This is a genomic window from Pseudomonas sp. PONIH3 (assembly GCF_002934345.1).
GTDB classification, from domain to species: domain Bacteria; phylum Pseudomonadota; class Gammaproteobacteria; order Pseudomonadales; family Pseudomonadaceae; genus Aquipseudomonas; species Aquipseudomonas soli.
Genome location: NZ_CP026386.1, coordinates 4,535,938 through 4,558,076, shown reverse-complemented (window position 1 = coordinate 4,558,076; position 22,139 = coordinate 4,535,938). Strand labels below are relative to the sequence as shown.

Here is a 22,139-nt window from a genome sequence, read left to right as displayed (position 1 = left end):
ACTACATTTGAAACCCGTTACTGCTGCTCTTTGGCTGGAGGAGGTACATCACCAGAGTTGGTGGTTTCGCTCTTCTGCTGCTGGAGCACCGGTACATCATCATTGACTGCCGGCTTTGGCTCTTTGACTTCCAGCACTGCTGGATCTGGCAAACCGGCTTGAGTCAGCTGGTGTGCTTGCTGCTTGGCGAAGTATCCTAACCCAAGTGCAGTCAAAAAGAAAGTGGCAGCAAGTATAGCAGTAACTTTACTCAAAAAGGTAGCGGAACCTTGACTTCCGAACACAGTATTTGAAGCACCTGCGCCGAAAGATGCACCTGCTTCCGCACCTTTACCCTGTTGCAGCAGCACCATGACTACCAGTGACAGTGCTGCCAACAGATGAAAAACAACTACGACTGTTTCCAGCATTTTTCAGTTTCCTGCGGCGCGACAAATTGCACCGAATTCGTCTGCATTCAGGGACGCTCCACCAATGAGCCCCCCATCGATATCCGGCATGCCGAACAGTTCGGCCGCATTAGCCGCCTTCACGCTGCCGCCGTAGAGAAGCCGCACCTTGCGGGCAACTTCGGCGTCCTTTTCCGCCAACTGCTTGCGGATGGCTGCATGCACATCCTGGGCTTGCTGGGGCGAGGCCGTCAAACCTGTACCAATGGCCCAAACAGGCTCATAGGCAATTACTGCATTGGCAAAAGCGGCGATACCGAACACGTCGATTACACTGCTTAGTTGACGCCCTACAACTTCTAGCGTCTTGCCTGCTTCACGCTCGGCGAGAGTTTCCCCTACACAGAGCACTGGCGTCAAACCACTTTTCTGTGCGGCTGCAAACTTTTGATTCAGCACTTCGTCGCTTTCACCGATAACTTGGCGACGCTCCGAATGGCCGATCAACACCAACTTGCAACCGACTTCTGACAACTGACTCGGTGCAACTTCACCGGTCAGTGCGCCCTGTTCGGACTGTACCGCAGAATTCTGTGCTCCAACGATGATCCCCTTGCCTTTCAGCCCATCAACAACTTGATTGATGAACAGAACCGGTGGAAACACCGCGACTTCGATACCGTCGGGAATGAGCATTTTGCCCAACCCCTGAGTCAGCTCAGCGACGCTGGCGCGGGTACCGTGCATCTTCCAGTTACCAGCTACCATGGGGCGACGCATGCTTTACCTCGTCGGTCAAAGTGGGCGCAGATCTTACCCAACCCGATCTGCGCTGGCAAGCCTCTTTCAGGCACAAACTTCTTCAACGAGCTTGGCCAGGGCCTCGGCATGGCCGCGCACCTGGGTTTCGTCATCACCTTCGACCATCACCCGCACCAACGGCTCGGTACCGGACTTGCGCAGCAGCACTCGACCGCGACCGGCCATGGCCTCGGTCGCCTTGGCGCTGGCCTCTTTGACCAACGGGTTTTCCAGGGGATCGCTCTTGCCCGCGGCAAAGCGCACGTTGATCAGCACCTGCGGGCACTTGCGCACCGCCTGGCGAGCCTGGGCGAGGTTCTCGCCACGGCGCTTGAGCGCCATCAGCACTTGCAGCGCGGCGATGATCGCATCTCCCGTGGTGGTGTGGCTGCCGCAGACGACATGCCCGGAATTTTCGCCACCCAGCAGCCATTCGCGTTCGAGCAGCTCGGCCATCACGTAGCGATCACCAACCTTGGCGCGCACGAACGGAATATCAAGCTCCTTGAACGCCAACTCCAGACCCAGGTTGCTCATCAGCGTTCCGACCACGCCGCCTTGCAGCTTGCCGCGCTCCTGCATGTCGCGACCGATGATGAACAGCAGCTCGTCGCCATCGACGATGGTGCCGGTATGATCGACCATCAACACACGGTCACCGTCGCCGTCGAAGGCGATGCCGATGTCCGCATGCCCGACCAGCACCGCCGCCTGCAGCGACTCGATATGGGTCGAACCGCAGTTTTCGTTGATGTTCAGACCATCCGGTGCGGCGTGGAGCACGGTAACGTCGGCACCCAGCTCACGGAACACACTCGGCGCCACCTTGTAGGTGGCACCATGCGCGCAGTCCACCACGATCTTGAGGCCTTCGAAACTGGTGCTGCTGGGCACGCTGCTCTTGCAGAACTCGATGTAGCGCCCCGCCGCGTCGTTGATACGCGAAACCTTGCCCAGCTTGCTGGACTCGACGACGGTCATCGGCTGGTCGAGCAGTTCCTCGATCATCAGCTCGACTTCGTCCGGCAGCTTGGTACCGGCACCGGAGAAGAACTTGATGCCGTTGTCATCATGCGGATTGTGCGAAGCACTGATGACGATACCCGCTTCGGCATGGAAGGTGCGGGTCAGGTAGGCGATGGCAGGCGTCGGCATCGGCCCGAGCAGCATCACGTCGGCGCCGGCCGCAGACAGTCCGGCCTCCAGCGCGGATTCGAACATATAGCCCGAGATACGGGTGTCCTTGCCCACCAGCACACGGCAATTGCCTTGCTTGCGGAAGGCCATGCCCGCCGCCCAGCCGAGTTTCAGCATGAAGTCCGGGGTGATGGGGAACTGGCCAACGCGACCACGGATACCATCGGTACCAAAGTATTTTCTGCTCATAGTGACTCCAATGTTCTTATTCGGCGCTCTGCACGGCCGCGATCATGCGCACCACGTCGACGGTTTCCGCCACGTCATGCACCCGCAGGATGCTCGCACCCTTGGTCATGGCCAATGCTGCCAGCGCCAGGCTACCGTACAGGCGCTCACCGACGGGGCGGCCCAGCGCGAGGCCGATCATGCTCTTGCGCGAGACACCTACCAGAAGCGGCCTGCCGAGGCGATAGAGCGCTTCCATGTGTTTGAAAAGGCTGAGGTTGTGCTCGAGGGTCTTGGCAAAGCCGAACCCCGGATCGAGGATGATGCGCTCAGCCCCGATGCCCGCAGCCGCGCAGGCGGCCATACGCTGTTCAAGATAGCGCGTAACATCGGCTGTCACATCTTCGTACTGTGGATTGTCCTGCATGTTGCCCGGCTCGCCACGCATGTGCATGAGACACACCGGCAAGCCGGTATCCGCCGCCGCATCAAGCGCACCGTCGCGCTCCAGGGCGCGCACGTCATTGATCAAGCCAGCACCGAGGCGCGCGGATTCGCGCATGACCGCAGGTGTCGAGGTATCGACCGAAATGACCACGTCGAGCCGGCTGTTGATCGCCTCGACAATCGGCGCCACACGCTCCAGCTCCTCGGTAGGCGAAACGGCGCGGGCACCCGGGCGGGTGGATTCGCCCCCCACGTCGATCAGGGTCGCTCCGGCCGCCACCATCTCCTCGGCATGACGCAGAGCCGCATCGCGCTGACTGAAGCGCCCACCATCGGAGAACGAGTCTGGGGTGACATTGAGGATACCCATGACATGGGTACGGGACAAATCAAGAACCCGGTTGCCGCAAGGCAACCGGGTCGGGTACTGCTGTGAGGTCATAGAAACCCTTAGTGCTGAGCCGCTGGACCGCCGATCGGCGACTCCGGACGATCATCCTGGGAAGCTTGCTTGCCAGAGGTCCCGGCATCGTTGTCCCAGTCACGTGGCTCACGTGGAGTGCGGCCCGCCATAATGTCGTCGATCTGGTCGGCATCGATGGTTTCGTACTTCATCAAGGCCTCGGCCATGGCGTCGAGCTTGTCGCGATTGTCGGTGAGAATCTGCTTGGCCGTGGCATAGCACTGGTCGATGATGCTGCGCACTTCGGAGTCGATCATCTTCGCCGTCTCGCCGGAAACGCTGGCATGCTGGCTACCCGCGCTACGGCCGAGGAATACCTCGCCCTCTTCTTCGGCGTACATCAGCGGCCCGAGTTTTTCGGACAGGCCCCACTTGGTGACCATGTTCCGGGCAATCTGGCTCGCACGCATGATGTCGTTGGAGGCGCCAGTGGTCACACCATCGAAGCCCAGGGTCATCTCTTCAGCGATACGACCGCCGTAAAGCGAGCAGATCTGGCTGATCAGCGCACGCTTGGACAGGCTGTAACGGTCTTCTTCCGGCAGGAACATGGTCACACCCAGGGCACGACCACGCGGAATGATCGACACCTTGTACACCGGATCATGCTCGGGGACGACACGGCCGACGATGGCGTGGCCAGCTTCGTGGTAAGCGGTGTTCTGCTTCTCTTTCTCGGACATGACCATGGTCTTGCGCTCGGCGCCCATCATGATCTTGTCCTTGGCCAGCTCGAACTCCTTCATCTCGACTACGCGCTTGCTGGAACGGGCAGCGAACAGCGACGCCTCGTTGACCAGGTTGGCCAGGTCGGCACCGGAGAAGCCAGGGGTACCGCGGGCGATGACCGCCGCGTTGACGTTCTCGCCGATTGGCACCTTGCGCATGTGCACTTTGAGGATCTGCTCGCGACCACGGATGTCCGGCAGGCCGACCACAACTTGGCGGTCGAAGCGACCGGGACGCAGCAGCGCCGGGTCGAGCACGTCGGGACGGTTGGTGGCGGCGATGACGATGATGCCATCGTTCATCTCGAAGCCATCCATTTCGACCAGCAACTGGTTCAGGGTCTGCTCACGCTCGTCGTGACCGCCGCCCATGCCGGCGCCACGGTGGCGGCCGACGGCGTCGATCTCGTCGATGAAGATAATGCAAGGAGCATGTTTCTTGGCTTGCTCGAACATGTCGCGCACGCGGCTGGCACCCACGCCGACGAACATCTCGACGAAGTCGGAACCGGAAATGGTGAAGAACGGCACCTTGGCTTCGCCGGCGATGGCCTTGGCCAGCAGGGTCTTACCGGTACCGGGCGGGCCGACCATCAGCACACCGCGGGGAATGCGGCCACCCAAGCGCTGGAACTTGCCTGGGTCACGCAGGAACTCGACCAGCTCGCCAACTTCTTCCTTGGCCTCGTCGCAACCAGCAACGTCAGCCAGGGTAGTCTTGACCTGATCTTCGGACAGCAGGCGCGCCTTGCTCTTGCCGAAGCTCATCGGGCCGCCTTTACCACCGGCACCGCCCTGCATCTGGCGCATGAAGAACATGAACACGGCGATGATCACCAGGATCGGGAAACTGGCCACCAGCAACTGGGTCCAGATGCTCTGCTGCTCAGGCTGCTTGCCTTCGACGGTGACGTGGTTATCGACCAGGTCGCCGATCAGGCCGTTATCGGTGATGGCCGGGCGGACGGTCTTGAAGTTGTCGCCGTCGGTGCGCTTGCCGGTAATGATGTAGCCGTCGACGGTCACGCGCTCGACCTTGCCATCCTTGACCTGCTGGATGAAGTCGGAATAGTTGAGGGTCTGCGGCTCGTTAGGGCTCGAGAAGTTGTTCATCACCGTCACCAGGACGGCGGCGATGATCAACCAGAGGATCAGATTCTTTGCCATGTCGTTCAATTCGCTACCCTCTGAGGCCGGCGCACGACGCAGCCGTGCCTCGCATGATATTCATCGCCCTAACTTACTACATTACCCACGCATCCGCAGGCACCGTCTGTAACCCTTTGTGAAAGCTAGACTACACGAAGTTCGGACGATCCAGACGGAGCCGCCGATTGGAAATAACTATCGGCAACCCCGCAGCACGCCTTTCACGCTCCCTTGAAACCCTTGCCCAACAGGTACTGTTCGCGGGAGCGATCCCGCGAGGACGACGGCTTGCGCATCTGCACCTTGTCGAACTTGCTGCGCACGTCCTTCAGGTACATGTCGAAACCCTCGCCCTGGAAGATCTTGATCAGGAAATCCCCGCCGGGCTTGAGCACGCGGGTAGCCAGATCCAGGGCCAGTTCACAGAGGAACATGGCACGCGGCATGTCCACCGCGGGCGTACCACTCATATTGGGGGCCATATCGGAAATCACAAGGTCTACGTGCGAATCACCGACCGCCTGCAGGATCTGCTGCAACACTTCGTCCTGGGTAAAGTCGCCCTGGATGAAGGTAACGTCCGGGATCGAGTCCATTTCCAGGATGTCCGAGGCGATCAACCGCCCTTGGCCACCAATCAGACGACTGGTCACCTGCGACCAGCCACCTGGCGCTGCGCCGAGGTCGATCACGCTCATGCCGGGGCGGATCAGGCGGTCTTTTTCCTGGATCTCCAGCAGTTTGTAGCTCGCACGCGAGCGGTAGCCATCCTTCTGCGCCTGTTTCACAAAAGGATCGTTGAAATGCTCTCGCAGCCAGTTTGCGCTGCTTTTGGAACGTTGTACCACGGGGCACCTCGATGATATGCGTCGTGTTTGACTGGGCGGAGCCAGCGGCCCTCGGGTAAAATGCCCGTCAATTTTACAGAATCAGACGAAAAGGGTCAGATTATGCCGCTCAATAACGAGCAGAAGAAGCAATACAAGTCCATTGGTCATGACCTGAAGCCGGTCCTGATCGTTGCTGGCAACGGTGTGAACGAAGGCGTCGCCGCCGAACTGGAACGCGCCCTGGCCGATCACGAGCTGATCAAGGTCGAAATCCGTTCGGAAGACCGTGAAGAGCGCGCCGCCGCGATCGCCGAATTGTGCAAGGTCGGCCGCGCCGAGCTGGTGCAGACCATCGGCAAGAAGGCGCTGATCTACCGCAAGAATCCACAGCCGAACAAGCAGCTGTCCAACATCCACCGCTTCAAGTAACGGTGGCGCCGATCAGTGGCGCGCCTTGCGCGCCCTGACCGGAACCGGCTGGGCCACCAGCACGATGCCGGAAAAACCCAGCACCAAAAAGCAGAACATCTGCCAGCGTTCGCCCACGGAGATCCCGTAGCGCAGAGTGTAGTAGCTGACGCAGGCAGCAAAACCGAGCAACAGCATCTGGCCGCGAAATTGCCGCCACCAGGCCGCCAGGCCATCCACCCTCGCCAATACCGCCAGCTGGGTCAACAGCCCGAGCATTGCCACGCCGATCAACCAACGGTCGATCTGCGCAGCAATGTCGTGCACCAGCAACGGCGCCAGGCCACTGACTTTCAGCGCAGGCACCAGCCCCACGTGGAACACCCACAGGCCGCCGACCCAGAAAACCTGGGCCAGCTGCCAGAGGATCACCTCGAGGGATGGCGCCCGCAGGCGCCGGTCAGATGTGCTTGACTTCGACAATCTCGTACTCGACCGTACCGTTCGGCGTCTTCACGACCACCGTGTCACCTTCTTCCTTGCCAATGATGGCACGGGCGATAGGTGCACCGCTGGAAAGCTTGCCTTTCTTCACGTCGGCTTCATCTTCGCCAACGATCTGGTAGGTCACCTGATCGCCGGTTTCAGTGTTCTCCAGATCGACAGTGGTGCCGAAGATGACCTTGCCGGTGTGGGCAATGGTGGTCACGTCGATCACCACCGAGTTCTGCAGGCGGCCTTCGATATCGCGAATACGCGCCTCGACCATGCCCTGCTCCTCACGGGCGGCATGGTATTCGGCGTTTTCCTTGAGATCGCCCAGCTCGCGGGCCTCACCGATAGCCTGGCTCAGGCGCGGGCGCTCGGTCTTGCTCAGGAACAGATGCTCTTCTTCCAGGGCGCGAGCGCCCTGGACGGTCATCGGGTACTTGGTAATGCTCATGCTTTGAGTCCTGCATGCAGATCCTGCAGGCGACGAACGGTCTTTTCCGGACCGAATTTCAGCGCCTCGCAGATGGCTTCACCGGCCGCAATGGTGGTGGTGCAGTAAATCTTGTGCTGCAGCGCATTGCGACGAATCGAGTAGGAGTCGGCGATCGACTGGCGGCCTTCGGTGGTGTTGATGATCAGCGACACTTCGTCGTTCTTGATCATGTCGACCACGTGTGGGCGCCCCTCGGTCACCTTGTTCACACGGCGCACTTTCAGGCCGGCCGCTTCGATAACCTTGGCGGTACCTGCAGTTGCAACCACTTCGAAGCCCAGGGCGATCAGGTCGCGGGCAACGCCAGCCACTTGCGGCTTGTCGTCGTCGCGCACGCTGATGAACGCGGTACCGCCGGTCGGCAGCACTTCGCTGGCGCCCATCTGGGCCTTGGCGAAGGCTTCACCGAAGCTGTCGCCGACACCCATGACTTCACCGGTGGATTTCATCTCAGGGCCGAGGATCGGGTCAACCCCTGGGAACTTGGCGAACGGGAAGACGGCTTCCTTCACGCTGTAGAAGTTCGGGATGATTTCCTGGGTGAAGCCCAGTTCTTTCAGGGTTTTACCAGCCATGACGCGCGCGGCGATCATCGCCAGCGAGGTGCCGATGCACTTGGACACGAACGGCACGGTACGCGAGGCGCGCGGGTTGACCTCGATCACGTAGATCTTGTCGCCCTGCAGGGCCAGCTGCACGTTCATCAGGCCGACCACGCCCAGTTCCAGGGCCATTTTCTTGACCTGTACGCGGACTTCGTCCTGCACTTCCTTGCTCAGCGAGTAAGGTGGCAGCGAGCACGCCGAGTCACCGGAGTGAACGCCGGCCTGCTCGATGTGCTGCATGATCGCGCCGATCACCACGTCGGTGCCGTCGCAGACCGCATCCACGTCCATCTCGATGGCGCAGTTGAGGAAGTGGTCGAGCAGCACCGGGCTGTCGTTGGACACTTGCACCGCTTCACGCAGGTAACGCTTGAGCTCGTCCAGCTCGTAGACGATCTCCATCGCACGGCCGCCCAGTACGTAGGACGGGCGCACCACCAGCGGGTAGCCGATAGTGCCGGCCGCCTTGATGGCTTCGTCTTCGCTGCGCACGGTGGCGTTTGGCGGCTGCAGCAGGTTCAGGCGCTGAACCATCTGCTGGAAACGCTCGCGGTCTTCGGCGCGGTCGATGGCGTCCGGGCTGGTGCCGATGATTGGCACGCCGGCTTCTTCCAGGGCACGGGCCAGTTTCAGCGGGGTCTGGCCGCCGTAGTGGACGATCACGCCCTTCGGCTTCTCGACGCGGCAGACTTCCAGCACGTCTTCCAGGGTCAGCGGCTCGAAGTACAGACGGTCGGAGGTGTCGTAGTCGGTGGAGACGGTTTCCGGGTTGCAGTTGACCATGATGGTCTCGTAACCGTCTTCACGCAGTGCCAGCGCTGCGTGCACGCAGCAGTAGTCGAACTCGATGCCTTGGCCGATACGGTTCGGGCCACCGCCCAGGATCATGATCTTGTCGCGGGTCGACGGGTTGGCCTCGCACTCTTCCTCGTAGGTCGAGTACAGGTAGGCGGTGTCGGTGGCGAACTCGGCGGCGCAGGTGTCGACGCGCTTGTACACCGGGAACACTTCCAGCTTGTGGCGGTGACGGCGCAGGTTCTTGTCGGTGATGCCGAGCAGCTTGGCCAGGCGCTGGTCCGAGAAGCCCTTGCGCTTGAGGCGCAGCATGTAGTCCTTGTCGATCGCCGACAGGGCCAGGGTCTTGACCTTCTCTTCTTCCTTGATCAGGTCTTCCATCTGCACCAGGAACCACAGGTCGATGCCGGTCAGCTGGAAGATTTCCTCGATGGTCATGCCCGAACGCATGGCATCGGCGACATACCAGATACGCTCGGCACCCGGCACGGTCAGTTCGCGCTTGAGGATGCTGGCGGCTTCCGGGCTGGCCAGGTCGACTTTCGGGTCGAGGCCGCAGGCGCCGACTTCCAGGCCACGCAGGGCTTTCTGCAGGGATTCCTGGAAGGTACGGCCGATGGCCATGACTTCACCAACAGACTTCATCTGGGTGGTCAGACGGGCGTCGGCCTTGGGGAACTTCTCGAAGGCGAAGCGTGGCAGCTTGGTGACGACGTAGTCGATCGACGGCTCGAAGGACGCCGGGGTACGGCCGCCGGTGATGTCGTTCTGCAGTTCGTCCAGGGTGTAGCCGATGGCCAGCTTGGCGGCGATCTTGGCGATCGGGAAGCCAGTGGCCTTGGACGCCAGGGCGGACGAACGCGAAACACGCGGGTTCATCTCGATCACGACCATGCGGCCGGTGTTCGGGCAGATGCCGAACTGCACGTTGGAACCACCGGTTTCGACACCGATTTCACGCAGCACCGCCAGCGAGGCGTTGCGCATGATCTGGTATTCCTTGTCGGTCAGGGTCTGTGCCGGAGCCACGGTAATCGAGTCACCGGTGTGCACGCCCATCGGGTCGAAGTTTTCGATGGAGCAGACGATGATGCAGTTGTCCTTCTTGTCGCGGACCACCTCCATCTCGTATTCCTTCCAGCCGATCAGCGATTCGTCGATCAGCAGTTCCTTGGTCGGCGACAGGTCCAGACCACGGGTGCAGATTTCTTCGAACTCTTCACGGTTGTAGGCAATACCGCCACCGGTGCCGCCCATGGTGAAGGACGGGCGGATGATGCATGGGAAGCCGAGCTTCTCGAGGACCGCATTGGCCTCTTCCATGCTGTGGGCGATACCCGAGCGCGGGCACTCAAGGCCGATATCCTTCATGGCCTTGTCGAAGCGCGAGCGGTCTTCGGCCTTGTCGATGGTGTCGGCGTTGGCACCGATCATCTCTACGCCGAACTTTTCCAGAACGCCATGGCGCTCCAGGTCCAGGGCGCAGTTCAGCGCGGTCTGACCGCCCATGGTCGGCAGGACGGCGTCCGGGCGCTCTTTTTCGATGATCTTGGCCACCGATTGCCATTTGATCGGCTCGATGTAGGTGGCGTCGGCCATGGCCGGGTCGGTCATGATGGTGGCTGGGTTGGAATTCACCAGGATGACGCGGAAACCTTCCTCGCGCAGGGCCTTGCAGGCCTGGGCGCCGGAATAGTCGAACTCACAGGCCTGGCCGATCACGATCGGGCCAGCGCCGAGAATCAGGATGCTTTTGATGTCTGTACGTTTTGGCATGGTGGTCACTCAAATCCGGGGTCAGTCGGCAAGCCGCTTTGAACAATCTGGGTCAGGCGCTTCCGGGCGCGGCACAAGCCGGCCCGGGGCCTTGAAGCAGGATGCTCAGCGGCGCTTGGCCATGGCATCGGTGAAACGATCGAACAGTGGCGCGACATCGGTCGGGCCCGGGCTCGCTTCAGGGTGGCCCTGGAAGCTGAACGCGCTCTTGTCGGTGCGCTCGATACCCTGCAGGGTGCCGTCGAACAGCGACTTGTGAATGGCGCGTACGTTAGCCGGCAAGGTGGCTTCGTCGACGGCAAAGCCGTGGTTCTGGCTGGTGATCATGACCACGCCGGTGTCCAGGTCCTGGACCGGGTGGTTGGCACCGTGGTGGCCATGGCCCATCTTCACGGTCTTGGCGCCGGAGGCCAGGGCCAGCAGCTGGTGGCCGAGGCAGATGCCGAAGACCGGAATCTCGGTTTCGAGGATTTCCTTGATCGCCTGGATGGCGTAGTCGCATGGCTCCGGATCACCAGGGCCGTTGGACAGGAACACACCATCGGGGTTGAGCGCGAGCACTTCGCTGGCCGGGGTCTGGGCTGGCACCACGGTCACGCGGCAACCACGCGCGACCAGCATGCGCAGGATGTTCAGCTTGACGCCGTAGTCAAAGGCAACCACGTGGTAAGGCAGGTCGGCAGCGTCGATGGTCGGGTGGCTGTCGGACTTCAGTTCCCACACGCTGGAACGCCACTCGTAGCGCTCCTTGGTGGAAACGACCTTGGCCAGGTCCATGCCCTTCAGGCCCGGGAAGGCACGGGCAGCGGCGATGGCCTGCTCTTCGGTGATGTTGTCACCGGCGAGGATGCAGCCGTTCTGGGCGCCCTTTTCACGCAGGATACGGGTCAGGCGACGGGTATCGATACCGGCGATGGCGACAACGTTGTTGGCCTTGAGGTACTCAGGCAGCGACTGGGTATTGCGCCAGTTGCTGGCCAGCAGCGGCAGGTCGCGGATGACCAGGCCGGCGGACCAGACGCGGTTGGATTCGGCGTCTTCCGGGGTAGTGCCGGTATTGCCGATGTGCGGGTAGGTCAGGGTGACGATTTGCTGCGAGTAGGAAGGGTCTGTAAGGATTTCCTGGTAGCCGGTCATAGCGGTGTTGAATACCACCTCACCAACGGTCTGACCGTCGGCACCAATGGCTTCACCGCGAAAAATACTGCCGTCGGCAAGGGCGAGTATGGCTGGCTTTGTCAAGAAGACCTCCCGTAAATCAAGCATGAAAGGGCGATCGCAGGTTGCAAAAAAGCGGAGTGACGTATGGACACGTCACCCCGCTTTTAAGTGCTGAATTCAATTCGCTGCGCGCTTTTAGTGGACACACTAAAGCTGTAGCTTACAGAAAAGTGCGTTTTCGGTCTACCGTAGATGTGTCTCTAAAACACACCAATGCGACAAGGGGCTGCCAGGCAGCCCCACGGCATCAACGCAGTTCGAGCACGTCTTGCATGTCGTACAGGCCAGGCTCGCGCCCTTCCAGCCACAGCGCAGCGCGCACGGCGCCCTTGGCGAACGTCATGCGGCTGGAGGCCTTGTGGGTGATCTCCAGGCGCTCGCCTTCGGCGGCGAACAGTACAGTGTGGTCACCGACCACATCACCGGCACGCACGGTGGCGAAACCGATGGTCTTGCGATCACGAGCACCGGTCTGGCCTTCGCGCCCATAAACCGCCACTTCCTGCAGGTCACGCCCCAGCGCATTGGCAACCACTTCACCCATGCGCAGCGCGGTCCCCGACGGCGCATCGACCTTGTGCCGGTGATGGGCCTCGATGATCTCGATATCCACATCATCGCCCAGCACCCGGGCCGCCATGTCCAGCAGCTTGAGGCTGAGGTTCACGCCCACGCTGAAGTTCGCGGCGAAGACGATCGGGATTTCCTTGCCCGCCTCCGCCAGCAGCTCTTTCTCTTCCGGCGTGAAACCGGTGGTGCCGATGACCATGGCCTTGCCTGCCTTGCGGCAGAACGCCAGGTTCTTCAGGGTCACCGAAGGATGCGTGAAGTCAATCAGCACATCGAACTCGTCGGCGACCTTGGCCAGGTCATCGCAGATCGGCACGCCGATACGCCCCAGGGCCGCCAGTTCGCCGGCATCGGCCCCGACCAGCGAGCTGTCCGGGCGATCGATCGCCGCCGTCAGCCCGGTCTGGGGCGCCTGCTGCTGCACAGCCTCGACGAGGGTCTTGCCCATCCGCCCCGCCGCGCCCATTACCGCAATACGTCGCATAGCCTGTTCCTTCTCAGAGATCGCCGAAGAAGCGCTTCACACCCTCGAACCAGCCGCTGGCCTTGGGCGAATGGGAGCTGTCGCCTTCCAGCGAATCGCGCAGCTCTTCGAGCAGCTCGCGCTGGCGACGGCTGAGGTTGACCGGCGTTTCCACCGCCACTCGGCACAGCAGGTCGCCTGCCGCGCCACCGCGCACCGGTGCCACGCCCTTGCCACGCAAGCGGAACTGCTTGCCGGTCTGGGTACCTTCGGGGATCTTCAGCTTCACGCGACCATCGAGGGTCGGCACTTCCAGCTCGCCCCCCAGGGCGGCATCGGTATAGCTGATCGGCACTTCGCAGTAGAGGTGCTTGCCGTCGCGCTGGAAGATCGGGTGCTCGCGCACATTGACGACCACGTACAGGTCACCGGTAGGGCCGCCATGGGCACCCGCCTCGCCTTCGCCGGACAGGCGGATGCGATCGCCGGTATCGACGCCAGCCGGCACCTTGACCGACAGGGTCTTGTATTCCTCGACACGGCCTTCGCCGTGGCACGAGCCGCAAGGGTCGGTGATGATCTTGCCCTGGCCGTGGCAGCGCGGGCAGGTCTGCTGCACCGCGAAGAAGCCCTGCTGCATGCGCACCTGGCCGATACCGCCACAGGTCGGGCAGGTCGACGGGGTCGAGCCCTTCTTGGCGCCGGAGCCATCGCACGGCTTGCAGTTGACCAGCGTGGGGACGCGGATATTGACCGTGGTACCGCGCACCGCCTCTTCGAGATTGAGCTCGAGGGTGTAGCGCAGGTCGCTGCCACGCTGGGCGCCGCCACGACCACCACCACGACCACCGCCGAAGAAATCACTGAAGACATCGCCGAAGATATCGGAGAAGTTGGCACCACCGAAGCCGGCACCGCCGCCGCCCATGCTCGGGTCGACGCCGGCATGGCCGTACTGGTCGTACGCCGCACGCTTGCTGGCATCCGACAGCACTTCGTAGGCCTCGTTGGCCTCCTTGAACAGGTCTTCGGACTCTTTGTCACCCGGGTTGCGGTCAGGGTGGTACTTCATCGCCAGACGGCGGTAGGCCTTCTTCAGATCACCTTCACTGGCGCCACGCTCGACACCCAGGACTTCATAAAAATCACGCTTTGCCATAGGTCATTTGCACTCTTGGGGGCGTTCGGCATACCTCTGCGCATCGGTGCGCCATGCCGTCAGCACCTGCCGCCATACGCGAATGCGCCCAGACAGATGCTGTAAATAATTCTCGTGTTCCAGACACGCCAACGCGGGAGCAAGCCCCCGCGCGGCGACATCCTACCAGCTCACCGGCAAACGACGGTGAACTGGGCGACAACATGCAGGATTTACTGCTTGTTGTTGTCTTTTACTTCTTCGAACTCGGCGTCAACCACGTCGTCATGCTTGGCTTCCGGCTCGGCCTGCTGGGCGCCGCCCTGCGGTTGCTCGGCCTGTTGCTCGGCGTACATCTTCTGGGCAACAGGGGCCGAAACCTTGGACAGCTCCTCGACCTTGGCGTCGATGGCAGCCTTGTCGTCGCCCTTGACGGCGGCTTCCAGGGCTACCACGGCGGCCTCGATGGCAGTTTTCTCTTCGGCGGTGACCTTGTCACCCGCTTCAGTGATCATCTTGCGGGTCGAGTGGACCAGCGCGTCACCCTGGTTACGGGCGGCGGCCAGCTCTTCGAACTTGCGGTCTTCCTCGGCATTGGCCTCGGCGTCACGCACCATTTTCTCGATTTCTTCGTCGGACAGGCCGGAGTTGGCCTTGATCACGATCGACTGCGCCTTGCCGGTGGCCTTGTCCTTCGCACCGACGTGCAGGATGCCGTTGGCGTCGATGTCGAAGGTCACTTCGATCTGCGGTACGCCACGTGGAGCCGGCGGAATATCGGCCAGGTCGAACTTGCCCAGCGACTTGTTCTGCGAAGCTTGCTTGCGCTCGCCCTGCAGCACGTGGATGGTCACGGCGCCCTGGTTGTCATCGGCGGTCGAGAACACCTGCGACTTCTTGGTCGGGATGGTGGTGTTCTTCTCGATCAGCGCGGTCATCACGCCACCCATGGTTTCGATACCCAGGGTCAGCGGGCTGACGTCCAGCAGCAGTACGTCCTTCACGTCACCAGCCAGAACGGCGCCCTGGATGGCGGCACCCATGGCGACGGCTTCGTCCGGGTTGACGTCCTTGCGCGCTTCCTTGCCGAAGAAGTCGGCAACGGCTTTCTGCACCATCGGCATACGGGTCTGGCCACCGACCAGGATCACGTCGTCGATCTTGCTGGCATCGATGCCGGCGTCCTTCAGGGCGATTCGGCATGGCTCGATGGTACGGTTGACCAGGTCTTCGACCAGCGACTCCAGCTTGGCGCGGGAGATCTTCACGTTCAGGTGTTTCGGACCGGTTGCGTCTGCAGTGATGTACGGCAGGTTGACGTCGGTCGACTGGGCCGAGGACAGCTCGATCTTGGCTTTTTCAGCGGCTTCTTTCAGGCGCTGCAGGGCCAGGGGATCGTTCTTCAGGTCCATGCCGGACTCTTTCTTGAACTCGTCGACGAGGTAGTCGATCAGGCGCATGTCAAAGTCTTCACCACCCAGGAAGGTGTCGCCGTTGGTGGCCAGTACTTCGAACTGGTGCTCACCGTCGACTTCGGCGATTTCGATGACCGACACGTCGAAGGTACCACCACCCAGGTCATAGACGATGACGGTGTGGTCGCCCTTGCCCTTGTCCATGCCGTAGGCCAGCGCGGCGGCAGTCGGTTCGTTGATGATGCGCTTGACGTCCAGGCCAGCGATGCGGCCGGCGTCCTTGGTTGCCTGGCGCTGGCTGTCGTTGAAGTAGGCCGGCACGGTGATGACCGCTTCAGTGACAGGCTCGCCGAGGTAGTCTTCGGCGGTCTTCTTCATTTTCTTCAGGACTTCGGCGCTGATCTGCGGCGGCGCCATTTCCTTGCCGGAAGCCTCGACCCAGGCATCACCGTTGTTGGCCTTGACGATCTTGTAAGGCACCAGCTTGATGTCTTTCTGGACGACGTCTTCTTCGAAGCGGCGGCCGATCAGGCGCTTCACCGCGAACAGGGTGTTGTGCGGGTTGGTGACCGCCTGGCGCTTGGCCGACTGGCCAACCAGGATTTCGCCGTCGTTGGCGTAGGCGATGATCGAAGGCGTGGTGCGCGCGCCTTCGGCGTTCTCGATGACCTTGGCAGTGCCGTTTTCCAGCACGGAGACGCAGGAGTTGGTGGTCCCCAGGTCGATACCGATGATTTTACCCATGATGATTCTCCCGAAACTTGAATTTGGTAGCAGTGACTGCTTTGGCCATCTGCACTAATACTTGAAGGCTTGACACCTAGATGGGGGCGCCCGGAAAGATTTCAAGCCTTTTCATTGATCGAAGGTTGCGCAGCGCTCGGCGCCTTGCTGACCACCACCATGGCGGGGCGCAGCAGGCGGCCGTTGAGCAGGTAGCCCTTCTGGAACACGTTGATCACGCTGTTCGGCTCGACATCGGCGCTTTCCTGCATGGCCATCGCCTGGTGGTGTTCGGCGTTGAACGGCTGACCGTGCGGATCGACGGCCTCAAGGTTGTAGCGCTTGAGGGTGTCCTGGAACATCTTCAGGGTCAGCTCGACACCTTCACGGATCTTCTTGACGTTCTCGTCTTCGGCGCTGGAGTGCGCCAGGGCCAGCTCCAGACTGTCGATCACCGGCAGCAGGTCGGAGGAGAACTTCTCCAGGGCGAACTTGTGCGCCTTCTCGACGTCCTGCTCGGCACGGCGACGGATGTTCTGCAGGTCGGCGGCGGCGCGCAGGGATTGGTCCTTGGCGGCGGCCAGCTGCTCTTCGAGCTCCAGAACGCGCGCGTCGGCGGTTGCTGCACCGGCTTCTTCGGAATTCAGGTTCTTCTCATCCAGCTGTTCGTCAGCCATTGGGTTTCTCCTCCACGATTTCTGTCGTGCGAGCCAGGCTCGCCATGTCTTGCCGGCTATATGGGGTCGGAAAAACCAGGTTCAAGGGGGCAGGTGCTTTTCCACATTCGTCGACCGGCTATTGGCAGACTCGCGAAAAGCACTGTATAAATATCCAGACACGACCCCTCGGGAGCCGCCCCAATGCTGGTGCACCTGTCCATCCACAACTACGCCATCGTCGAACACCTCGACCTCGAGATCGCCCGCGGGATGTCCGTCATCACCGGCGAGACCGGGGCCGGCAAGTCGATCATGCTCGACGCCCTCGGCCTGGCCCTTGGCGACCGCGCCGACAGTGGCGTGGTGCGTCCGGGCACCGACAAGGCGGACATCCTCGCCACCTTCGACCTGGTCGACATCCCCGAAGCGCACGCCTGGCTCGCCGAGCGCGACCTGGAAAGCGACGGCCCGTGCATCCTGCGCCGGGTGATCACCGCCGAGGGCCGCAGCCGCGGCTACATCAATGGCACCCCCTGCCCGCTGGGCGACCTCAAGGCGCTGGGCGAGCTGCTGATCGACATCCACAGCCAGCACGAACACCAGTCACTACTGAAAACCGACACCCATCGCCGCCTGGTGGACGAGTACGCCGGCGCCACCGACCTGGCCCGCCAGGTGCAGTTGGCCGCCAAGCGCTGGAACCAGACGCGCCAGGAGCTGGAGCGCCTGAGCAACTCCGGCGACGAGCAGCGGGCGCGCCACCAGTTGCTCAGCTACCAGCTGGAAGAACTCGACAACCTCGGCCTTGGCGAAAACGAGCTGGAACAGCTGGAGCAGGAGCACAAGAACCTGACCAACGCCGAGGCACTCTTCGGCATCTGCCGCCAGGTCATCGAGCAGTGCAGCGAAAGCGATTCGGGCAACGTACTGAGCGCCCTGACCATGAGCCTCAATCGCCTCGGCGCGGTAGGCAATGCACCCAAGGCACTGGGCGAGGCGGTCAACCTGATTGCCAGCGCGCAGATCCAGGTGGAGGAGGCCGTCGGCGAACTCAACCGCTTCCTCGACAACTTCGATGCCGACCCGATGCGCCTGCAGACCCTCGAAGAACGCCTGGACACTATCTATACCCTCGCGCGCAAACACCGCGTGCACCCCACCGAACTTCCGCACCTGCAACAGCGGCTGATGGAAGAGCTGGAGGGCCTGAATGCCAGCGACGAATCGATCGAGCGACTGGGCGAGGAGCTCGCGGCCTTCGCCCAGCACTATAAAGAGAAGGCCATTGAGCTCAGCGCCCTGCGCCAGCAGGCGGCCAAACAGCTGGCCACCGCAGTGGAGCAGGAAATCCAGCGCCTGGGCATGCCAGGCGGGCGTTTCTGCATCGAACTCACCCCCTTCGAAAGCACTGACCTCTCGCCCCACGGCCTGGAGCAGATCGAGCTGCTGGTCAGCGCCAACCCTGGTCAGCCACTCAAGGGCCTGGCCAAGGTGGCCTCAGGCGGCGAGCTGTCACGCATCAGCCTGGCGATCCAGGTGATCACCGCACAGACTTCACGCATTCCGACCCTGGTATTCGACGAAGTCGACGTGGGTATCGGCGGCCCGACCGCCGAGATCGTCGGCCAATTGCTTCGCCGCCTCGGCGAACGCGGCCAGGTGCTGACCGTGACCCACCTGCCACAGGTAGCCGCCCAAGGGCATCACCACCTGTTCGTGCACAAGGTGCGCAACAGCGACACCACACACACCGCCGTGGCCAGCCTGGGCAAGCGCGAGCGGGTCGAGGAAGTGGCGCGGATGCTGGGCGGCATCGACCTCACCAAGGAGTCGCTGGCCCATGCGCGCAAGATGGTGGTGACCAGCAAGACCTGAGCGGCCGAAGCGAGCCCAACCCAAAAAGCACAAAGGCGACCCGAAGGTCGCCTTTGTCGTCAATAACGATTCAATCGTTACTTCTTTTTACGTACGTACAGCACCAGATTGTGGTCCACCAGCTCGAAGCCATGCTCGGCAACAATCTCTTTCTGGCGCTTCTCGATTTCGGCATCGAAGAATTCAATGACTTCACCGCTGTCCACGTTGACCATGTGATCGTGGTGCTTGCCATCCGCCAGCTCGAACACCGCGTGGCCGCCATCAAAGTTGTGGCGCTCCACCAGGCCCGCCGCTTCGAATTGGGTCAGTACGCGGTACACGGTCGCCAGACCGACATCTTCGCCAGCTTCCATCAGCGCCTTGTACACATCCTCGGCACTCATGTGACGCTGCTCGGCGGAGTCGAGCATCTGAAGAATCTTTACTCGAGGCAGGGTTACCTTGAGGCCCGCTTTGCGCAATTCGCTATTTTCAACCATGGTCAGCTTTCTCGCCGATGCTGCTTCGCAGCTTCTCTTAATACGGGTATGATCGGGGTTTACGTTGTCCAGCCAAGATAGTGGAAGTCGCCCACCGATGCAAAACACCAAGCTCTTGCTAAACAGCCTCACCCTCGTGGGACTGCTCGCACTCGCCGGTTGCTCGTTTCCCGGGGTTTACAAAATCGACATCCAGCAGGGCAATGTCGTCACGCAGGACATGATAGACCAATTGCGCCCGGGAATGACCCGCCGACAAGTAAGGTTTATCATGGGTAACCCCCTGCTGCAGGACACTTTCCACACCAATCGCTGGGATTACCTCTACAGCCTGCAGCCTGGCGGCGGCCAGCGCCAGCAAGAGCGCATGAGCATTTTCTTCAACGAGAACGACCAACTGGTCAACCTCTCAGGCGACTTCATGCCAGGCGTCAGCCGCGACCAGGAAATCCTCGGCGGCAGCGGCGACACTACAGTCAACCCGGACAAGCAACCGAGCCAGTCCGAGAAGCCGGCCAAGCCAGGCTCGCTGGAAGACTCGCTGCAAAAGGAAATCGACAACGTCGAGACCACCCCGGTGCCAACACCAGCACCGCTGGAAACTTCGCCGCAGTAAATGCGCCGATACTAAAAAGCCCGGATCGTTTCCGGGCTTTTTATTGCCTGCATGAATGACGGAGTTTACTCACCCGCCACGCGCACCCTCAACCATTGAGCTGCTTGGCCCGCTGGCAGAAGGCATCGACCATGGTGTTGGCTGCCTGGTTGAACAGTGGCCCCAAGGTGGCCCGCACCAGGGCACCGGCGTAGTCGAACGACAGGTCGAGGCTGATCTTGCAGGCCTTTTCTCCCAGCGGCTTGAACACCCACAGCCCATGCAACTGGGTGAACGGCCCCTCTTCCAGGTTCATCTCGATCGACTGCCCCGGCACCAGCACATTGCGCGTGATGAACTGCTGGCTCATGCCACCCTTGGCCACTTCCAACCTGGCGCGCATGTGCGTATCACTGGCCTCGAGCACTGTGGACGCCGAGCACCAGGGCAGGAACTCCGGGTAGCTCGCCACATCGTTGACCAGGTCGTAGAGCGCCTGGGCAGGGTACGGCAGCAGAGCGGAGCGTTGAATATGGGTAGTCATCCAGGCGTCACTTCCAAACTGGGCGGCAGCGCTTGTCAGCGCCTTGAAAACGGCTCTGCGCGGCAGAGCGTGGGTTGCATTGTCCGGGATTCACACAACAGGCTCAAGCGCAGCTAAACCCCGTAGCCGAGGACGCGGCGACTGCCTATAATGCCGCCCCTATGGCTAAACAAAAGAAGCATCCGACCGGGACCATCGCGCAGAACAAGAAAGCGCGACACGATTACTTCATCGAACACAAGTTCGAGGCCGGGCTGGTCCTGTCCGGCTGGGAAGTAAAAAGCCTGCGGGCCGGCAAGGCGCACCTGACCGACAGCTACGTGCTGCTCAAGGATGGCGAAGCCTGGCTGTTCGGCAGCCACATCACCCCACTGAACACCGCCAGCACCCACGTCATTGCCGACCCCATCCGCACCCGCAAGCTGCTGCTGAACAAGCGCGAGCTCGAGCGCCTGGAAGCGGCCGTGGCGCAGAAGGGCTACACCTGCGTGGCGATGTCGCTGTACTGGAGCAAGCACCTGATCAAGTGTGAGATCGCACTCGGCAAGGGCAAGAAGGAGTTCGACAAGCGCGATACCGTGCGCGAGCGCGACTCCAACCGCGAGCTGCAGCGCACGATGCGCAACAAGGGCAAGGAAGAGTAAGGCTCGGCCTGACCTTTCCCGTGGGAGCGGGCTTGCCCCGCGATCGCGCCAGGCCAGGCAGCACCGCTGCCCATGCTAGCGCGATCGCGGGGCCAGCCCGCTCCCACGAAGCCCAGAATCAGCGCCCGCTGCGCCGCTCCGCCCGCGCAACCCGCTGTGCTTCCTGCTGCGCCTCCTGCAGCACCTCCTGCACATACAGGATGTGCCGGCTGGAAACCTCCCGCGCGTCCTCCGCACGCCCTTCGACAATCGCCAGGTACAACTCGCGATGCTGGCTGATCAGCATGTCGCGGGTCTCAGTGCGTTGTTGGTACATGCCGCCAATGTTGGTCACCACATTGCGCTTGAGCAGGTCGAACAACCCGCGAATAGTGTGCAACAACACGGCATTGTGGCTGGCCTCGGCAATGGCCAGATGGAAGCGAGCATCGGCAGCCCCCTCCTCCGCCCGATCCACCTCACCGACACGGTTGTAGCAGTCCTGCAAGGCGTCGAACGCAGTCTTCAGCCGCTCACGATCCGGCCCGGTGGCGCGCTGCGCCGCGTAGTAGGCGCAGGACGCCTCCAGCGTATGACGAAACTCCAGCAGGTCACGCTGCGCCTCGGGGCTGGATTCGAGCAGCTTCAGCAAGGGGTCGCTGAAGGTCGAGCCCAATGACTCGGCCACATAGTTGCCGCCGCCCTGGCGACTGACCAGCAAGCCCTTGGCCACCAGCTTCTGGATAGCCTCGCGCAACGACGGCCGCGACACGCCGAACTGCTCGGCCAGGGCGCGCTCGGCCGGCAGGCGCTGACCCGAGGTGAGGGTGCCTTCGAGAATCATCCCTTCCAACCGATCGACGATGTCGTCGGACAGGCGCCGCTGGCGGACCTGATCAAAAACCATCACATGCTCTCCACGAACCCCGGGGATGCCAATCCGGGGGCGCCTATTCTGCGCCTATCCGGCTTGCGCCGACAGCCGTCAGGCGGCGTTTTTCCCAGCCAATCAGATGCCCGCTCATCGGCATCCGACCAAAGTTTCCCACAGGACAAATTGACACACCCTGCGTGGCGCTCTTAACCTAGC

Annotated in this window: 21 protein-coding genes; 4 read left to right on the top strand and 17 right to left on the bottom strand. The window is 61.7% G+C overall.

Translation table 11 applies throughout. From position 1 onward, the window contains the following. Nucleotides 1-17: 17 nt before the first annotated feature. The 6 genes from secG to rlmE all read right to left on the bottom strand — a co-directional run bounded on the left by secG (nt 18) and on the right by rlmE (nt 6,190). A complete protein-coding gene (secG, locus tag C3F42_RS21125; protein ID WP_077418140.1) occupies nt 18-410 on the bottom strand; it encodes a preprotein translocase subunit SecG in 393 nt (130 codons plus the stop codon). A 3-nt stretch (nt 411-413) separates the two neighbouring features. Further along, nucleotides 414-1,169 carry a triose-phosphate isomerase gene (gene tpiA, locus C3F42_RS21120; RefSeq protein ID WP_104444858.1) on the bottom strand — a complete coding sequence of 252 codons (756 nt, stop codon included), beginning with the start codon at nt 1,167-1,169 and terminating at the stop codon, nt 414-416. A gap of 66 nt (nt 1,170-1,235) precedes the next feature. Further along, the gene (gene glmM / locus C3F42_RS21115) at nt 1,236-2,576 is read right to left on the bottom strand and encodes a phosphoglucosamine mutase (protein ID WP_077418147.1); all 1,341 of its coding nucleotides are present in this window, start codon (nt 2,574-2,576) and stop codon (nt 1,236-1,238) included. Between the two features lie 16 nt (nt 2,577-2,592). Further along, nucleotides 2,593-3,444, bottom strand: coding sequence for a dihydropteroate synthase (folP, locus tag C3F42_RS21110; RefSeq protein WP_094012249.1), 852 nt, complete (start codon nt 3,442-3,444; stop codon nt 2,593-2,595). Between the two features lie 8 nt (nt 3,445-3,452). Beyond that, nucleotides 3,453-5,360, bottom strand: a complete 1,908-nt coding sequence (gene ftsH / locus C3F42_RS21105; RefSeq protein ID WP_038706866.1) for an ATP-dependent zinc metalloprotease FtsH — start codon at nt 5,358-5,360, stop codon at nt 3,453-3,455. A 203-nt stretch (nt 5,361-5,563) separates the two neighbouring features. Beyond that, entirely contained in the window at nt 5,564-6,190 is a 627-nt protein-coding gene (gene rlmE, locus C3F42_RS21100) for a 23S rRNA (uridine(2552)-2'-O)-methyltransferase RlmE (protein ID WP_011532133.1), read from the bottom strand. A 102-nt stretch (nt 6,191-6,292) separates the two neighbouring features. On the opposite strand from rlmE, the gene C3F42_RS21095 reads away from it, so the two are divergent. Next, a complete protein-coding gene (locus C3F42_RS21095) occupies nt 6,293-6,601 on the top strand; it encodes a YhbY family RNA-binding protein (RefSeq protein WP_027595032.1) in 309 nt (102 codons plus the stop codon). 12 nt (nt 6,602-6,613) lie between these two features. Here the strand turns inward: C3F42_RS21095 and C3F42_RS21090 are convergent, their stop codons facing one another. The 8 genes from C3F42_RS21090 to grpE form a co-directional block, all read right to left on the bottom strand. Beyond that, nucleotides 6,614-7,063 (bottom strand): MFS transporter, encoded by a 450-nt coding sequence (locus C3F42_RS21090; RefSeq protein WP_094012248.1) that lies wholly within the window; start codon nt 7,061-7,063, stop codon nt 6,614-6,616. Continuing rightward, on the bottom strand, nt 7,041-7,523 hold the full coding sequence (gene greA / locus C3F42_RS21085; protein ID WP_082120346.1) for a transcription elongation factor GreA: 483 nt from the start codon (nt 7,521-7,523) through the stop codon (nt 7,041-7,043). Before greA ends, C3F42_RS21090 begins: the two co-directional genes overlap by 23 nt. Further along, nucleotides 7,520-10,741 carry a carbamoyl-phosphate synthase large subunit gene (gene carB, locus C3F42_RS21080; RefSeq protein WP_031314636.1) on the bottom strand — a complete coding sequence of 1,074 codons (3,222 nt, stop codon included), beginning with the start codon at nt 10,739-10,741 and terminating at the stop codon, nt 7,520-7,522. The genes greA and carB overlap by 4 nt, the downstream gene beginning before the upstream one ends. 105 nt (nt 10,742-10,846) lie before the next feature. Further along, nucleotides 10,847-11,983, bottom strand: a complete 1,137-nt coding sequence (carA, locus tag C3F42_RS21075; RefSeq protein WP_094012247.1) for a glutamine-hydrolyzing carbamoyl-phosphate synthase small subunit — start codon at nt 11,981-11,983, stop codon at nt 10,847-10,849. Between the two features lie 226 nt (nt 11,984-12,209). Beyond that, complete coding sequence (dapB, locus tag C3F42_RS21070; RefSeq protein WP_038706867.1) at nt 12,210-13,016, bottom strand: 4-hydroxy-tetrahydrodipicolinate reductase; 807 nt, start codon at nt 13,014-13,016, stop codon at nt 12,210-12,212. A gap of 13 nt (nt 13,017-13,029) precedes the next feature. After that, nucleotides 13,030-14,154 (bottom strand): molecular chaperone DnaJ, encoded by a 1,125-nt coding sequence (gene dnaJ, locus C3F42_RS21065; RefSeq protein ID WP_028691264.1) that lies wholly within the window; start codon nt 14,152-14,154, stop codon nt 13,030-13,032. Nucleotides 14,155-14,366: 212 nt separating this feature from the next. Then, nucleotides 14,367-16,292 carry a molecular chaperone DnaK gene (gene dnaK, locus C3F42_RS21060; protein WP_023629351.1) on the bottom strand — a complete coding sequence of 642 codons (1,926 nt, stop codon included), beginning with the start codon at nt 16,290-16,292 and terminating at the stop codon, nt 14,367-14,369. Between the two features lie 101 nt (nt 16,293-16,393). After that, nucleotides 16,394-16,948 carry a nucleotide exchange factor GrpE gene (grpE, locus tag C3F42_RS21055; protein ID WP_023629352.1) on the bottom strand — a complete coding sequence of 185 codons (555 nt, stop codon included), beginning with the start codon at nt 16,946-16,948 and terminating at the stop codon, nt 16,394-16,396. Between the two features lie 183 nt (nt 16,949-17,131). Between grpE and recN the strand changes: the two genes are divergently transcribed. Beyond that, on the top strand, nt 17,132-18,805 hold the full coding sequence (gene recN, locus C3F42_RS21050) for a DNA repair protein RecN (RefSeq protein ID WP_094012246.1): 1,674 nt from the start codon (nt 17,132-17,134) through the stop codon (nt 18,803-18,805). Nucleotides 18,806-18,882: 77 nt separating this feature from the next. Here the strand turns inward: recN and fur are convergent, their stop codons facing one another. Further along, nucleotides 18,883-19,287 carry a ferric iron uptake transcriptional regulator gene (gene fur, locus C3F42_RS21045; protein ID WP_028691268.1) on the bottom strand — a complete coding sequence of 135 codons (405 nt, stop codon included), beginning with the start codon at nt 19,285-19,287 and terminating at the stop codon, nt 18,883-18,885. Nucleotides 19,288-19,384: 97 nt separating this feature from the next. Between fur and C3F42_RS21040 the strand changes: the two genes are divergently transcribed. After that, nucleotides 19,385-19,903, top strand: a complete 519-nt coding sequence (locus C3F42_RS21040; RefSeq protein ID WP_023629354.1) for an outer membrane protein assembly factor BamE — start codon at nt 19,385-19,387, stop codon at nt 19,901-19,903. A gap of 88 nt (nt 19,904-19,991) precedes the next feature. Here the strand turns inward: C3F42_RS21040 and C3F42_RS21035 are convergent, their stop codons facing one another. Further along, nucleotides 19,992-20,426 (bottom strand): type II toxin-antitoxin system RatA family toxin, encoded by a 435-nt coding sequence (locus C3F42_RS21035; protein WP_038706868.1) that lies wholly within the window; start codon nt 20,424-20,426, stop codon nt 19,992-19,994. A 161-nt stretch (nt 20,427-20,587) separates the two neighbouring features. On the opposite strand from C3F42_RS21035, the gene smpB reads away from it, so the two are divergent. After that, the gene (smpB, locus tag C3F42_RS21030; protein ID WP_023629355.1) at nt 20,588-21,070 is read left to right on the top strand and encodes an SsrA-binding protein SmpB; all 483 of its coding nucleotides are present in this window, start codon (nt 20,588-20,590) and stop codon (nt 21,068-21,070) included. Between the two features lie 118 nt (nt 21,071-21,188). On the opposite strand, the gene C3F42_RS21025 is transcribed toward smpB, so the two are convergent. Further along, nucleotides 21,189-21,956, bottom strand: a complete 768-nt coding sequence (locus tag C3F42_RS21025; RefSeq protein WP_104444857.1) for an FCD domain-containing protein — start codon at nt 21,954-21,956, stop codon at nt 21,189-21,191. Between the last annotated feature and the right edge of the window lie 183 nt (nt 21,957-22,139).

Bases quoted from the DNA above. Each gene is read 5' to 3' on its own strand.
- smpB (WP_023629355.1), top strand. From the start codon at position 20,588: ATGGCTAAACAAAAGAAGCATCCGACCGGGACCATCGCGCAGAACAAG.
- dapB (WP_038706867.1), bottom strand. From the start codon at position 13,016: ATGCGACGTATTGCGGTAATGGGCGCGGCGGGGCGGATGGGCAAGACC.
- ftsH (WP_038706866.1), bottom strand. From the start codon at position 5,360: ATGGCAAAGAATCTGATCCTCTGGTTGATCATCGCCGCCGTCCTGGTG.
- secG (WP_077418140.1), bottom strand. From the start codon at position 410: ATGCTGGAAACAGTCGTAGTTGTTTTTCATCTGTTGGCAGCACTGTCA.
- C3F42_RS21040 (WP_023629354.1), top strand. From the start codon at position 19,385: ATGCAAAACACCAAGCTCTTGCTAAACAGCCTCACCCTCGTGGGACTG.
- C3F42_RS21025 (WP_104444857.1), bottom strand. From the start codon at position 21,956: ATGGTTTTTGATCAGGTCCGCCAGCGGCGCCTGTCCGACGACATCGTC.
- C3F42_RS21035 (WP_038706868.1), bottom strand. From the start codon at position 20,426: ATGACTACCCATATTCAACGCTCCGCTCTGCTGCCGTACCCTGCCCAG.
- fur (WP_028691268.1), bottom strand. From the start codon at position 19,287: ATGGTTGAAAATAGCGAATTGCGCAAAGCGGGCCTCAAGGTAACCCTG.
- carB (WP_031314636.1), bottom strand. From the start codon at position 10,741: ATGCCAAAACGTACAGACATCAAAAGCATCCTGATTCTCGGCGCTGGC.
- tpiA (WP_104444858.1), bottom strand. From the start codon at position 1,169: ATGCGTCGCCCCATGGTAGCTGGTAACTGGAAGATGCACGGTACCCGC.
- dnaK (WP_023629351.1), bottom strand. From the start codon at position 16,292: ATGGGTAAAATCATCGGTATCGACCTGGGGACCACCAACTCCTGCGTC.
- dnaJ (WP_028691264.1), bottom strand. From the start codon at position 14,154: ATGGCAAAGCGTGATTTTTATGAAGTCCTGGGTGTCGAGCGTGGCGCC.
- glmM (WP_077418147.1), bottom strand. From the start codon at position 2,576: ATGAGCAGAAAATACTTTGGTACCGATGGTATCCGTGGTCGCGTTGGC.
- folP (WP_094012249.1), bottom strand. From the start codon at position 3,444: ATGACCTCACAGCAGTACCCGACCCGGTTGCCTTGCGGCAACCGGGTT.
- greA (WP_082120346.1), bottom strand. From the start codon at position 7,523: ATGAGCATTACCAAGTACCCGATGACCGTCCAGGGCGCTCGCGCCCTG.
- C3F42_RS21095 (WP_027595032.1), top strand. From the start codon at position 6,293: ATGCCGCTCAATAACGAGCAGAAGAAGCAATACAAGTCCATTGGTCAT.
- grpE (WP_023629352.1), bottom strand. From the start codon at position 16,948: ATGGCTGACGAACAGCTGGATGAGAAGAACCTGAATTCCGAAGAAGCC.
- recN (WP_094012246.1), top strand. From the start codon at position 17,132: ATGCTGGTGCACCTGTCCATCCACAACTACGCCATCGTCGAACACCTC.